13 protein-coding genes are annotated in these 13,904 nt (G+C 63.6%); 9 read left to right on the plus strand and 4 right to left on the minus strand.

Going from position 1 to position 13,904, the window contains the following annotated elements; genetic code table 11:
• The first annotated feature begins 44 nt into the window (after positions 1-44).
• The 5 genes from APH34_RS15355 to APH34_RS15375 all read left to right on the plus strand — a co-directional run bounded on the left by APH34_RS15355 (position 45) and on the right by APH34_RS15375 (position 7,264).
• Positions 45-1,400, plus strand: a complete 1,356-nt coding sequence (locus APH34_RS15355; RefSeq protein ID WP_054901884.1) for a pitrilysin family protein — start codon at positions 45-47, stop codon at positions 1,398-1,400.
• Positions 1,393-2,877, plus strand: a complete 1,485-nt coding sequence (locus tag APH34_RS15360) for a pitrilysin family protein (RefSeq protein WP_054901885.1) — start codon at positions 1,393-1,395, stop codon at positions 2,875-2,877. Before APH34_RS15355 ends, APH34_RS15360 begins: the two co-directional genes overlap by 8 nt.
• The gene (rsmD, locus tag APH34_RS15365) at positions 2,877-3,479 is read left to right on the plus strand and encodes a 16S rRNA (guanine(966)-N(2))-methyltransferase RsmD (RefSeq protein ID WP_054901886.1); all 603 of its coding nucleotides are present in this window, start codon (positions 2,877-2,879) and stop codon (positions 3,477-3,479) included. Before APH34_RS15360 ends, rsmD begins: the two co-directional genes overlap by 1 nt.
• Positions 3,480-3,574: 95 nt before the next feature.
• A complete protein-coding gene (locus tag APH34_RS30365; protein WP_082422824.1) occupies positions 3,575-6,217 on the plus strand; it encodes a pitrilysin family protein in 2,643 nt (880 codons plus the stop codon).
• 60 nt (positions 6,218-6,277) lie between these two features.
• Positions 6,278-7,264, plus strand: coding sequence for a hydrolase (locus tag APH34_RS15375; protein WP_054901887.1), 987 nt, complete (start codon positions 6,278-6,280; stop codon positions 7,262-7,264).
• A 9-nt stretch (positions 7,265-7,273) separates the two neighbouring features.
• Here APH34_RS15375 and APH34_RS15380 read toward each other — a convergent pair whose 3' ends face one another.
• Positions 7,274-8,128, minus strand: a complete 855-nt coding sequence (locus APH34_RS15380; protein WP_054901888.1) for a sulfurtransferase — start codon at positions 8,126-8,128, stop codon at positions 7,274-7,276.
• Positions 8,129-8,163: 35 nt separating this feature from the next.
• Complete coding sequence (locus tag APH34_RS15385) at positions 8,164-8,829, minus strand: TetR/AcrR family transcriptional regulator (RefSeq protein ID WP_054901889.1); 666 nt, start codon at positions 8,827-8,829, stop codon at positions 8,164-8,166.
• Between the two features lie 151 nt (positions 8,830-8,980).
• On the opposite strand from APH34_RS15385, the gene APH34_RS15390 reads away from it, so the two are divergent.
• The 3 genes from APH34_RS15390 (at position 8,981) to APH34_RS15400 (ending at position 11,400) form a co-directional block, all read left to right on the plus strand.
• Entirely contained in the window at positions 8,981-10,411 is a 1,431-nt protein-coding gene (locus APH34_RS15390; protein WP_054901890.1) for a coniferyl aldehyde dehydrogenase, read from the plus strand.
• A 149-nt stretch (positions 10,412-10,560) separates the two neighbouring features.
• The gene (coaD, locus tag APH34_RS15395; protein WP_054901891.1) at positions 10,561-11,040 is read left to right on the plus strand and encodes a pantetheine-phosphate adenylyltransferase; all 480 of its coding nucleotides are present in this window, start codon (positions 10,561-10,563) and stop codon (positions 11,038-11,040) included.
• A 108-nt stretch (positions 11,041-11,148) separates the two neighbouring features.
• Entirely contained in the window at positions 11,149-11,400 is a 252-nt protein-coding gene (locus APH34_RS15400; protein WP_009683359.1) for a YfhL family 4Fe-4S dicluster ferredoxin, read from the plus strand.
• Between the two features lie 53 nt (positions 11,401-11,453).
• Here APH34_RS15400 and mutM read toward each other — a convergent pair whose 3' ends face one another.
• On the minus strand, positions 11,454-12,266 hold the full coding sequence (gene mutM / locus APH34_RS15405; RefSeq protein ID WP_054901892.1) for a bifunctional DNA-formamidopyrimidine glycosylase/DNA-(apurinic or apyrimidinic site) lyase: 813 nt from the start codon (positions 12,264-12,266) through the stop codon (positions 11,454-11,456).
• Positions 12,267-12,269: 3 nt separating this feature from the next.
• Positions 12,270-13,088: an HDOD domain-containing protein gene (locus APH34_RS15410; protein WP_176514986.1), complete on the minus strand. Its 819-nt coding sequence runs from the start codon at positions 13,086-13,088 to the stop codon at positions 12,270-12,272.
• Positions 13,089-13,279: 191 nt separating this feature from the next.
• On the opposite strand from APH34_RS15410, the gene APH34_RS15415 reads away from it, so the two are divergent.
• Positions 13,280-13,819: a type 1 glutamine amidotransferase domain-containing protein gene (locus APH34_RS15415; protein ID WP_054901894.1), complete on the plus strand. Its 540-nt coding sequence runs from the start codon at positions 13,280-13,282 to the stop codon at positions 13,817-13,819.
• The last annotated feature ends 85 nt before the right edge of the window (positions 13,820-13,904 follow it).

A 13,904-nucleotide genomic window follows, 5' to 3' on the forward strand; every position in this document is an offset into this window, starting at 1 on the left:
GCCGACGCTAAACCCAGCGGGCCGCCGAACAGGTTAATCACCGTATGAATGCTCTAGCCCGCCGCGCCGCTGGCCTGTTGCTCAGCACGCTCTGCCTGCCGCTCGCAGCCTTTGCTGCCGATGTGCAACCCACCCACGAGTTCATCCTCGACAACGGCCTCAAAGTGGTCGTGCGCGAGGACCACCGCGCGCCCGTGGTTGTTTCGCAGATCTGGTACAAGGTCGGCTCCAGCTACGAGACACCGGGCCAGACCGGCCTGTCTCACGCCCTGGAACACATGATGTTCAAGGGCAGCGCCAAAGTCGGCCCCGGCGAGGCTTCCCGCATCCTGCGCGATCTCGGTGCAGAAGAAAACGCCTTCACCAGCGACGACTACACCGCGTATTACCAGGTGCTTGCCCGCGACCGCCTGCCGGTCGCCTTCGAGCTGGAAGCCGACCGCCTGGCCAGCCTGCGCCTGCCGGCCGACGAGTTCAGCCGCGAGATCGAGGTGATCAAGGAAGAGCGCCGCCTGCGTACCGACGATCAGCCTAGCTCGAAAGCCTTCGAGCTGTTCCGCGCCATGGCCTTCCCGGCCAGCGGCTACCATACACCGACCATCGGTTGGATGGCCGACCTCGAACGCATGAAGGTCGAGGAACTGCGTCACTGGTACGAGTCCTGGTATGCGCCGAACAACGCCACGCTGGTGGTAGTTGGCGATGTCTCCGCCGACGAGGTCAAAGGCCTGGCGCAGAAGTATTTCGGCAGCATCCCCAAACGCGCCGTGCCACCGGCAAAGCTGCCACTGGAGCTCGCCGAACCGGGCCAGCGCCAGCTCACCCTGCACGTACGCACGCAGTTGCCCAGCCTGATCTACGGCTTCAACGTACCCGGCCTGGCCACCGCCAAGGAGCCACGCACCGTACATGCACTGCGATTGATCTCGGCCCTGCTTGATGGGGGTTACAGCGCGCGCCTTCCCGCACGCCTGGAGCGCGGCCAGGAGCTGGTAGCCGGCGCCTCGTCCAGCTACAACGCGTTCACCCGCGGCGACAGCCTGTTCCTCATCTCAGCCACACCCAATGTGCAGAAGAAAAAGACCCTGGCCGACGTCGAGCAAGGCGTCTGGCAACTGCTCGACGAGCTCAAGACCACCCCGCCCAGCGCCGAAGAGCTGGAGCGCGTGCGCGCTCAGGTGATCGCCGGGCTGGTCTACGATCGCGACTCCATCAGCAGCCAGGCCACCACCATCGGCCAGCTGGAAACGGTCGGCCTGTCCTGGAAGCTGATCGACAGCGAGCTGGACGAGCTCAAGCAAGTCACCCCCGAGGACATCCAGAACGCCGCCCGCACCTATTTCACCCGCGAACGCCTGAGCGTTGCCCACGTACTGCCTGAGGAGTCCGCTCATGAGTGATCGCAGCGCCCCACGTTACACCTCGATCGGTACGGGCCTGATCGTGCTGGTGGTGGCAGTGGCCGCCGTGCTGGCGCGCCCGGCTCACGCCGAAGCGACCAACAGCACCGCCCGCCCGTCCAACACCCTGCAGTCGCTGGCCGAGCTGGACAGCAAGGCACCCAGCCGCCGCCAGTTGAACATCCAGAACTGGACCACCGCTGAAGGCGCACGGGTCCTGTTCGTCGAAGCACGCGAGCTGCCGATGTTCGACCTGCGCGTGACCTTCGCTGCCGGCAGCAGCCAGGACGGCAACACGCCAGGCCTGGCCACCCTGACCAATGCCATGCTCAATGAAGGCGTGGCCGGCAAGGACGTGACGGCCATCGCTGAAGGCTTCGAAGGGCTGGGCGCTGACTTTGGCAATGGGTCCTACCGTGACATGGCCGTGGCCTCGCTGCGCAGCCTGAGCGCGAAAGACAAACGCGAGCCAGCACTGAAGCTGTTCGCCGAGGTCGCCGGCAAGCCAACCTTCCCGGAGGATGCGCTCAAACGCATCAAGAACCAGCTGCTGGCCGGTTTCGAATACGAGAAGCAGAACCCCGGGAAGATCGCTGGCAAGGCGCTGTTCGCCAAGCTCTATGGTGAGCACCCCTACGGCCACCCAAGTGATGGTACTGCCGAAAGCATCCCGGGTATCACCTTGGACCAGCTACGCACCTTCCACGCCAAGGCCTATGCCGCCGGCAACGCGGTGATCGCCCTGGTTGGTGACCTGAGCCGCTCCGAAGCCGAGGCCGTCGCAGCCCAGGTCTCCGCCGCCCTGCCCAAGGGCCCGGCCTTGGCCACGCCCGCCCAACCGGCGGAGCCCAAGCCAGGCAGCACGCACATTGACTTCCCATCCAAGCAGACCCACCTGATGCTGGCCGAGCTCGGCATCGACCGCCAGGACCCAGACTGGCCGGCGTTGTCGCTGGGTAACCAGATTCTCGGAGGCGGCGCCTTTGGCACCCGCCTGATGAGCGAAGTGCGAGAAAAACGCGGCCTTACCTACGGCGTCTACTCGGTCTTCAGCCCCATGCAGGTGCGCGGCCCGTTCATGATCAACCTGCAGACCCGCGCCGAACTCAGCGAGGGCACCCTCAAGCTGGTCCAGGACATCCTCGCCGACTACCTGAAAAACGGCCCGACCCAGCAAGAGCTGGACGATGCCAAGCGCGAACTGGCTGGCAGCTTCCCGCTGGCCAACGCCAGTAACGCGAGCATCGTCGGCCAACTGGGTGCCATCGGCTTCTATAACCTGCCATTGACCTGGCTTGAAGACTTCATGCAGCAGTCCCAGGCGCTGACGGTGGAACACGTCAAGGCAGCGATGAACAAGCACCTGGCAGCCGATAAACTGGTGATTGTCACCGCCGGCCCGAGCGTGCCGCAAAAGCCGCTGCCAGCCCCTACAAACAAACCCGCCGAGCAACCGCTCGGGGTACCGGAGCACTAATGCCTAGAGCCACCCCTAACGCCCGTGCACCACAGGGCCAGAGCAAGGGCCAGGGCCACCTGCGCATCATCGCTGGCCAATGGCGTAGCCGCCGCCTGGCGGTCCCTGAGGGCGAGGGCCTGCGCCCTACCCCGGATCGTGTGCGCGAAACCCTGTTCAACTGGCTGGCCCCCTACATCGAGGGTGCTCGGGTGCTGGATGCCTTCACCGGCAGCGGCGCCCTGGTGCTCGAAGCGCTGTCCCGCGGTGCCGAGGACGCCGTGGCGCTGGACAGCAACCCGGCAGCGATCAGCAACTTGAAGAACAACCTGGAGATCCTGCGCTGCCCACGCGGGCAGATCCTGCAGACCGACGCCCTGCGCTACCTGCAAGGCCCGGCCAAGCTGCAGTTCGACGTGGTGTTCCTCGACCCCCCTTTCCACCAGGACCTGCTGGCCGACACCTGCAATCTGCTGGAGCAGAACCAGTGGTTGCGTGAACAAGCCTGGGTCTACACCGAGAGCGAAGCGGCCCCCTCGACCCTGCAGATGCCTGGCAACTGGCGCCTGCACCGTGAGAAGAAGACCGGCCAGGTGCATTACGCGCTCTGGCAACGGGGCTGATCGGGGGCCCCCCTGCCCTAGACTTATGTAACGCAGGTAGCGCCCACGCTTGACCGAAGCTGCTCCGGCACATTGCCAACAGGAGCACATCGATCATGTCCACAGCCCGTTCAACGGCTCTGCAACGATTCACACTCGACAACGGCCTGGTGATCTACCTGCGTGAGGATCACCGTGCGCCGTTGGTTGCGGCCCAACTGTGGTACCACGTCGGCGCCAGCCAGGAGCCAACCGGGCAATCCGGGCTTTGCCATCTGGTCGAGCACTTGATGTTCGAGGGCAGCAGCAAGCTTGCCTCCGGGCAGTATGACAAGGTCATGGCCCAACTCGGCGGTGACCCCAATGCCATTACCACCCCCGATGCCACCTGTTTTCCCGTCACCCTTGCACCCAGCCGCCTGGAAGCGGCGCTGGAAATCCTGGCAGACTCGATGGCCAGTGCCACACTAGGCCCCCCGGTGTTCGCCCGAGAGCTGGAAGTGGTCAAGGCGGAGCGCCGCGAAAACATAGACAACATGCCCCTGGCCCAGGCTCATGAGCGCGCCTGGATTCTCGCCAACAGCCATACCCCCTACGCCACACCCACCGCTGGCCATCTGGCTGATTTGCAGCACCTGCACCAGACCGACGTACGCCGCTGGTATCAAGACTGGTATCACCCGAACAACGCCTCCCTGGTGGTGGTTGGTGATATCGACATGCAGACCCTACGCCCCCTGGTCGAGCGCCATTTCGCCACCATCCCGGCGGGCCGTCTGCCCGAACGCTGGATACCTGCACCGAACCGGCGCTTCAAGCACCGCTGCCAGACCATTGCCCTGGCGGGCCTGCTGCCCGGGGCAATAATGGCCTTCAATACGCCCAGCCTTGCCACCGCGACCAACCCGATACAAGCACAGGCCCTGCGCCTCATTCCGCAATTACTGGCCAATGGCAGCAGCTCGCGCCTGTCATTGCGCAAGGTACGTGGCGAAGCCGTGCTGCTGCGGGCTCAGGCACGCTATCAGCACCTGCAGCGAGGCGACAGCCTGCTGACCGTCGAGCTGTATGCCAACCCGGCCAATGCCACGGCGCAGGTGGCCACCGATGCGGTGATGCAGGAGATAGAATTGCTGCGCCAAACCGCGCCCACGGTGGACGAGCTCAACCGTGCAAAAACCCGCTTGCTGGCCAGCCTGGTCTTTGATCGTGACAACATTGCGGTGCAGGCCAACGCCATTGGCAAGCACGCAGTCAGCGGGCTGGACCCGAACCTGCTCGATCAGGAACGGCAAAGCATAGAAAGCATCACCCCCGAAGACGTACGCGCCACCGCGCACGAATACCTCACCCACGAGCGCCTGACGATCACCTACATGCAAGCAGCGCCGCCACCCTCTGCGGTGGCGCCGACACCCAGCAGCAACGCCGAGCAAAACCCTAACCTGAGCTCGCTGCAAGCCCTGGACCTGAACGAAACCGACATCACGCCACCGCTTGTGCAGGCCTGGCAGACCCCGGAAGGTACACGCGCGAGGTTGGTCGAAGCACATGAGCTGCCAATGGTCGACCTGGTGCTGAGTTTCAACGCGGGCAGCAGGCTGGATGGCGACAAACCTGGGCTTGCTGCGCTGACCCTGTTCATGCTGGACGAAGGCACGCTCAGCCTGGACACTGTGCAGTTCGCCGAACAGATCGAACGGCTGGGCGTGGTGTACAGCAAGGACATCACCCGTCATCAGGCCGTGATCACCGTGCGCTGCCTGACCGGCGATGTGCTCGATGAAGCTGTCCGCCTGATCATCGACATGGTGGCCCGGCCTTCCCTGAACGCGGCTGAGCTCACCCCTCTGAAGACGCAACTGCTGGAATCGAGCAAACTACGGCAATCTTTCGCCGTGCTGCGTGCCCGTGAGGCTGCTTTCTCCCAAGCGTTCGGCAGCCACCCCTTCGCAACGCCGGTGCGCGGCACGCCCACAGGCATAGCGGCAATCAGCACCGAGGACCTCAGGGAATTCCACCGGCAAGCGTACTCGGCCAACAACCTGAACATTTCCCTGGTGGGCGATCTGTCGCGCGAACAGGCCGAGGCGATTGTCCGCAGGGTCAGCGCAGCACTGCCGCAACACTGGGCCGCAACCGCGCCACCTGCCTTGCCGATGTTCGAGGCCGCGACCCTGAACCTGGAACAGGCCGGCACCTCCGATGCGGTGCTGATGCTGCTGCCGATGAGCGCACGCCCGGCTGACCCGGACTACCCAGCCTTGGTGCTGGCCTGCGACGTGCTGGGCGGGGGCAGCGAATCACGGCTGTTCAAAGCATTGCGCCAGACCCACGGGCTTACCTATGCGGTCAACGCTGGCCTTGCACCGGCAGACAACCTGCTCTACATCGAATGGGAGGTCGCTGGCGAATTTCTCGACGCCTCGACCCAGTTGGTAACCGACGTGCTGCACACCTATGTGGCAGAGGGGCCGAGCGAAGCCGAGCTCGCATTGGCCAGACGGGCCTTGCTCGGCGAGCTGCGGCGGACCGTGGCCACCAACGGTTCACTGGCAACACTCATCGCCAGCCACAGCCATCAAGGACTGCCCAGTGATGCCCTGGCGACCTACATCGAGCGCCTGTCAGCGGTAACGCCAGAAATGGCCCGCGTTGCACTCACATTGCGCCTGGCGCCCTTGCGCAGATTGTTGGTGAGCGTCGGGCCGATGGTTGACCAGCAGGGGCTGCCGGCACCCGCGCTTACCGACCAATAGCGCAGGTACAGTGGCGGTGTTTCATGGCACTCTAGGCAGGCACATCACGAGTCGCCAAGCATGACCATCGCCACGTTCCGCCCCGCTACCGGCCTGTCCAACCCTCACCTGCAAACCTTGTGGGGCCCGTTGTGGCGCAAGCTGCCGATACTGCAGCGCAGCCGCGAACGCCTATGGCTGGCCGATGGCGACTTCCTTGACCTCGACTGGCATGGGCCGCATCAGCCCGATTCGCCTCTGGTGCTGGTCCTGCACGGCCTCACGGGTTCATCTCACTCCCCCTACGTCAAAGGCCTGCAGCAAGCGCTACAGGCCCGCGGCTGGGCCAGCGTCGCGGTGAACTGGCGTGGCTGCTCGGGCGAGCCAAACCTGCTGCCACGCAGTTACCATTCCGGCGCCAGTGAGGACCTGGCCGAGGTTGTCGCCCACCTGCGCGCCCAGCGGCCATCGGCACCGCTGTATGCGGTTGGCTACTCACTGGGTGGCAATGTGCTGCTCAAGTACCTGGGTGAAAGCGGCTCCGCCAGCGGGCTGGAGGCGGCCGTGGCGGTGTCCGTGCCGTTTCGCCTGGACCACTGTGCTGACCGCATCGGCCAAGGCTTCTCCAAGGTCTATCAGGCGCATTTCATGCGCGAGATGATGGCCTATGTACAGCTCAAGCAGCGGCACTTTCGCGACCAGGGCCACCATGAAGGCCTGGCTGCTCTCGACCGCCTTGGGCCGTTGCGCAACCTGCGTACTTTCTGGGATTTCGACGGCAAAGTGACCGCGCCCCTCAATGGCTTCAGCGATGCACACGACTACTACCGTCGTTCGTCGAGCCACTACTACTTGGGCGAAAACCGCACCCGAACACTGATCATCCATTCCACTGATGACCCGTTCGTATCCGGCCATAGCCTGCCGGATGCCAGCGAGCTGGGGCCGCAGACGCAATTCGAACTGCACCACCGAGGTGGCCACGTGGGGTTCGTAGAGGGCAGCCTGCGAAATCCGGGGTATTACCTGGAGCGGCGGATTCCGCAGTGGCTGGTAGAGAGGCGCTGACCTGCCGGGTCAGTCGCCGGTAGCGACCTGATGCCGAGGGTCGTTGATCCACTCGCTCCATGAGCCGGCATACAACCGGCCCAGCGGATAGCCCGCCAATACCAGGGCAAACAGGTTATGGCAGGCCGTCACACCGGAGCCGCAATACGCCACCAGTTGTTCCGGGGGACGCCCCGCGAGCTTTTCTGCGAAGCGCTGCTTGAGCTGCTCCGGCGCAAGAAAACGCCCGTCGGCCCCCAGGTTATCGGTAAAAGCGGCGCACTGCGCCCCAGGAATATGCCCAGCCACCGGATCGATCGGCTCCACCTCTGCGCGAAAGCGCGGCAAAGCCCGTGCATCGAGCAGGGTTAGCTCTGGCTTGCCCAGGTGCTTGACCAGGTGTTGGGCGTCGATCAGCAGCTTCGCATCCGGCTCGCCGCTGAACGAGCCGTCACGCCGGGCCGGGGGGTCCAGGCTAAGGGGAAGATGCGCAGCGTGCCAGGCTTTGAGGCCGCCATCGAGGATAGCCACACCACTGCGCTTGCCCAGCCAGGCCAGCAACCACCAGGCGCGGGCGGCAAAGGCGCCGGGGCCATCGTCGTAAAGCACCACCTCGCTGTCATTGTCCACCCCCCATTCACGCAGGCGCTCGACCAGCCGATGCGGATCGGGCAAGGGGTGGCGCCCGGTCCTGCCCTTGATTACCGGCCCACTCAGATCACGCTCGAGGTCGGCAAAATGCGCCCCGGCAATATGCCCTTCGGCGTAGCTGCGTTGGCCATAATCCACATCCTCCAGAGCAAAACGACAATCGAGAATCACCAACCCAGGCGAGTCCAGACGCTCGGCCAGCTGCTGCGGGGTGATCAATTGCGCAAGGGGCATGACAATCTCCTGATCGATGGCACGAAGGCCCTGGCCTACTGTTCCAGGGCCTGGTTGAACGGAACGTGAAACTCCTGACACAGGGCATCCACGGCGTTGCGGGCATTGCCGGTGACAAAACCCAGCTCAAGCACCAATACCTGATAGACGCCGCGTTTGAAGGCTTCTTCACCCAGGTGGGCGGAATGTTCCCGAGTGGTACTGAGAAACCGTACCCATGAGGTAAGAACAATCCAGGCGTTGATCGTGAGCGATTCAATCTGCGCGGGGTTCATAAGCAGAATCCCGGCCTCTACGAAGCCACGGTAGATAGCCTGCCCCTGGCGCAGACAACGTTCGGAGAACCGCCGGTAACGAGCGGCCAGCTCGGGGTCGCTGTCGAGCAGGTGCTCCAGGTCGCGGTGCAGAAAGCGGTAGTTCCACATCGCCGCGAGCAGCGCCTTGAGGTAAAAGCGTTTGTCCTCGACCGTGGCTGGCCGCCCCCTCGGCGGGCGCAGGAAGCTGTCCACCAGCTCTTCGTACTGGCTGAACAGTAGCGCGATGATCGCCTGCTTGTTGGGGAAGTGGTAGTACAGGTTGCCCGGCGAAATTTCCATGTACGCGGCGATGTGGTTGGTACTGACGCTGCGCTCGCCCTGCTGGTTGAACAGCTCAAGGCTGCTCTGCACGATGCGCTCTCGGGTTTTCATCCGCGGGGCCATGCTGAGCTCCGAATCTACAGGCTGTCGATAATGGCCCATCTTACGGTGTAACGCCGCCATGATGCACCGTTGGGCGGCGTGTAAAAAGTCGCCTCCTCGAACGCCTTAGCGTATAGGCTCTAGTGATTCTCCGTTCAGTAGAGACGCCACCGTGGCCTCGCCCCTCACGTTGCCTGCTACGTATTGCGACACCGCCCTGGCCGCCACGTTCGCTGCCCAGCGCCAGGCCTTTGCGGGCAACCCTATGCCACCGGCGGCGCAACGGCGCCAGTGGCTCAAAAGCCTGCGTGAGGCCCTGCTGGCTGATAAACAACGGTTGATCGAGGCGATCGACCTGGATTTCGGCGGCCGCAGCGCCGACGAATCCTTGCTGGCCGAGCTGTTGCCATCGGTGCAGGGCATACGCCATGCCGAGCGCCACCTACAGCAATGGATGCGCGCCGCCAAGCGCTCCGTCGGGCTGGCTTTCCAGCCAGCCAGTGCCCGAGTGTTGTATCAGCCTCTGGGCGTGGTGGGCATCATCGTGCCTTGGAACTACCCGCTGTTTCTTGCCATCGGGCCCCTGACCGGCGCACTGGCCGCTGGCAACCGGGTCATGCTCAAGCTCAGTGAGGCCGCGCCCGCCAGTGCCTTGGCGCTGAAGACAATGCTCGGGCGAGTATTCCCCGACGACCTGGTCAGTGTGGTGCTGGGCGAGAAGGAGGTCGGCCAGGCGTTCGCCAGGCTACCCTTCGATCACCTGCTGTTCACCGGCGCCACCAGCGTCGGCCGCCAGGTGATGTTGGCCGCCGCACACAACCTCACCCCAGTGACCCTCGAGTTGGGGGGCAAGTCGCCGGCCATCGTCTCGGCCAGCGTGCCGCTCGCCACGGCCGCCGAGCGTATTGCCTTTGGTAAAACGCTCAACGCGGGCCAGACCTGCGTCGCCCCCGACTACGTACTGGTGCCCCGCGAACGCCTGGCGGCCTTCAGCAAGGCCTATGAAGACGCCGTCCGTCGGCTTTATCCACGCATCGCCGAAAACCGCGACTACAGCGCCATCATCAACCCTAGGCAACTTCAGCGCCTGCAGCACTTGCTGGACGACGCCAGGCGCAAGGGCGCACACGTCATCGACCTGTACCCCGCCGAAACCCGTCAGGGTCGGCGCCTGCCGCCGCATCTGCTGCTGGAGGTGAACGACGACATGCAGGTGATGCAGGACGAAATCTTCGGCCCGCTGTTGCCACTGGTGCCCTATGACAACCTCGCGAACGCCTTGGCCTACATCAACCAGCGCCCGCGCCCGCTCGCGCTGTATTACTTCGGCTACGACCGTGACGAGCAGGAGTATGTGCTCCAGCACAGCCATTCCGGCGGCGTCTGCCTCAACGACACCCTGCTGCAGGTGGCCCAGGACGACCTGCCGTTCGGGGGCATCGGCCCGTCGGGCATGGGCCATTACCATGGCCATGAAGGCTTCCTGACCTTCAGCAAGGCCAAGGCAGTGTTGGCCAAGCAGCGCTTCAATGCTGCGCGCCTGATCTACCCCCCGTATGGCAAGGCCTTGCAGCGCCTGGTGTACAAGCTGTTCATCCGTTGAGGCAGCGCCGCGATCGGCTGCTTTGAGGCAGTGCATGACAACAAATGCCCGTGCTGTCTATAGTGCCATCAGCTGGCCGCATGACTTGGCCGGGCGCAATCGCTGCGCTACCATCCGACTCCCCAACGCACTCCAGCCAGGATGACGCGATGAACCGAGTGTTGTACCCGGGTACTTTCGACCCCATTACAAAAGGCCATGGCGACCTGGTCGAACGCGCCTCGCGGCTTTTCGACCACGTGATCATCGCGGTGGCGGCCAGCCCGAAGAAAAACCCCCTGTTCCCGCTGGAACAGCGGGTGGCGCTGGCGCGTGAGGTCACCAAGCACCTGCCCAATGTCGAAGTCATCGGCTTCTCCACCCTGTTGGCACACTTCGCCAAGGAACAGGGCGCCAACGTCTTCCTGCGCGGCCTGCGCGCGGTGTCCGACTTCGAGTACGAGTTCCAGCTGGCGAACATGAACCGGCAATTGGCGCCCGACGTCGAAAGCCTGTTCCTGACGCCTTCGGAGCGTTACTCGTTCATTTCTTCGACCTTGGTCCGGGAAATCGCTGCGTTGGGAGGCGACATCACCAAGTTCGTCCACCCGGTGGTGGCCGAGGCGCTTACCGAACGCTTCAAGAAGTAAGCCTGACCACCTGATTAACGCGCCCGCGTGCACTGCGGGCGCGAATGCGGCACAATTGTGCCCATTGCGTTGAACATGCCCGGGCGGTGAGCCCCGGCCGGAGTCCCCATGTCCCTGATCATCACCGACGATTGCATCAACTGCGACGTCTGCGAACCCGAGTGCCCGAACGAGGCCATCTCCCAAGGCGAAGAGATCTACGTGATCGACCCTAACCTGTGCACCCAGTGCGTGGGCCACTACGACGAGCCGCAGTGCCAGCAGGTCTGCCCGGTCGACTGCATCCCGCTGGATGAAGCGCACCCGGAAACCGAAGAACAGCTGATGGCCAAATACCGCCGGATCACTGGCAAGGCCTGATCACTGCCCAGTGATGCCCCTGCGCCGGTTTGCCGGCGAAAGGGCCCAATGGTTCAGCGCTGACAGCGCGGGCAATAAACACTGGCCCGCTGCCCCAGCTTGACCTCACGCAAGGTTGTGCCGCACAGCTTGCACGGCATCCCGCCCCGGCCATACACGAACAATTCCTGCTGGAAATACCCCGGCTGCCCGTCGCCGCCTATGAAATCGCGCAGCGTGGTTCCGCCCTGCTCGATGGCGGCCGCCAGTACACGCTTGATCTCGATCGCCAACTTCAGGTACCGGGCGCGTGAAATCCCACCTGCTTCCCGGCGCGGGTCGATGCCAGCGGCAAACAGCGCCTCCGTCGCATAGATGTTACCCACCCCTACCACCACGGCGTTATCCATGATGAACGGCTTGACCGCCATCGTCCGCCCGCGGGACAACTGGAACAGGCGCTCGCCGTCGAACAGGTCGGTCAGCGGCTCTGGCCCGAGGCGCAGCAACAGTTCATGGTTCAGCGGGTCGTGGCTCCAGAGCATGGCTCCGAACCGGCGTGGGTCGGTGTAGCGCAGCATCAAACCCGACTCCAGTTCGATGTCAACGTGCTCATGCTTGGCCGCCGGCAGCCCCAGCTCCACCAGGCGCAGGTTGCCCGACATGCCCAGGTGACTGATCAAGGTACCGACCTCGGCATTGATCAACAGGTACTTGGCGCGCCGCTCGACGCTGACGATGCGCTGGCCGGAAAGGCGCACGTCGAGGTCTTCGGGGATTGGCCAGCGCAGGCGCCGGTCACGCACCACCACGCGGCTGACGCGCTGGCCTTCCAGATGGGGTGCGATACCGCGCCGTGTGGTCTCGACTTCAGGTAATTCTGGCATTGGTCAGTGCCCACCCAGTTCGCGAATGGTCTGCTTGAGGTTCTCGAAGTCGTACTCCGACAAACCGATGTAGTCCAGTACCAGCGGGCCGACCGCATGCCATTCGTGGTCGACGCCCTGGTTGCCCAAGACCCGGTACGACGCGCAGATGTGCTCAGCCATCTTCAGCACCGCCAGCAGGTTTTTCAGTTGGCTCTGGGTATTGCGCGAGGAGTCCTCACGGAACACGGACAGGGCGTTGTGATGGTTGGCGATCGCCGCGCTGATGTGCTCAGGCAGGCGCCACGATTTGGCGGTGAAGTAGCCGACCACTGAGTGGTTGGTGTTGAAGGCACGGTTCTCGGTGTCGACGACCCGGGTGTGGGCATCGGCCTTGGCGTAGGCTTCTTCAAGCACATCCATGTAGCTGGGGAAGCGCTTGAGCATCAGCGGCACGCCGCAATCATGGAACAGCCCGAGCGTGTAGGCCTCGTCCGCCGCCTGGATGCCGGTGCGCTTGGCCAACGTCAGGCAGGTCATGGCGACATCCTGGGCGGTATCCCAGAAACGGTTGAGGGTAACGATGGTTTCATCGCTCATCTCGCCCTTGATCGACTGGGCGTTGATCAGGTTGATGATCGAACGGCTACCCAGCAGGTTCACCGCCCGCTGGATCGAGCCGATCTTGTTGGCCAGGCCGAAATGCGGCGAATTGACCAGCTTGAGCAAGGCGCCCGACAACCCCGGGTCCTGGGAAATCAGCTTGGCGATGGTTTCCAGGTCCGGGTCGGGCATGTACTGCTCGAACTGCAGGTCGACCATGATCTGCGGCTGCGGCGGAATGGTAATGCCTTGCAAGGCTTGCTGGATCTGTTCGGCGCTGAGTTCTTGGGACATGCGGGCACACTCGTAGAGGACGGGCGATTCTAACCTTGTCATTCGCTAAGGTACTAACCACTGGATCGTTCCGCAGGAACTTTACTTGAGCCATGCCAGCCTCCTGTTTCACGCCAATCTGAAAAAGGAGAAAACCCATGAGTGCAGAATTGAATGGCAAGCGCGTAGCCTTCCTGGTCACCGACGGTTTCGAGCAGGTGGAGCTGACCGGCCCTCGCGAAGCCTTGGAGCAGCGCGGTGCAGTGGTGGAGATCCTGAGCGACAAAGAGGGTGAAGTACGAGGCTGGAACCACGACAAACCCGCCAACGGTTTCAAGGTCGACGCCACCTTCGATGGCGCCCACCTGAACCTTTACGATGCGTTGGTGCTACCCGGCGGCGTGCAAAACTCTGACACGATTCGCCTGATCCCCGGCGCGCAGAAACTGGTGAAAAGCCATGAGGCGGCCGGCAAGCCCCTGGCAGTGATCTGCCATGGAGGCTGGCTACTGGTGTCTTGTGGGCTGGTCAAGGGCAAACGCATGACCAGCTACAAGACGCTGCAGGATGACATTCGCAATGCCGGTGGCACCTGGGTGGACGAACAGGTGGTGGTCGATGGCAACCTGATCACCAGCCGCCAACCGGATGACATCCCCGCGTTCAATGAGCAGTTGATCAAGGCATTGGCTCGGTAAGCGGCTTGCTGGCCCCGCGCGAAGGGGCCGGCACTTTGTCGTGCCCTGCACCGATTCAGGGGCCAACCAGTTATACTCCCGCTCT

Origin of the sequence: Pseudomonas sp. NBRC 111131, assembly GCF_001320525.1 — a bacterium.
Classification (GTDB): Bacteria; Pseudomonadota; Gammaproteobacteria; order Pseudomonadales; family Pseudomonadaceae; genus Aquipseudomonas; species Aquipseudomonas ceruminis.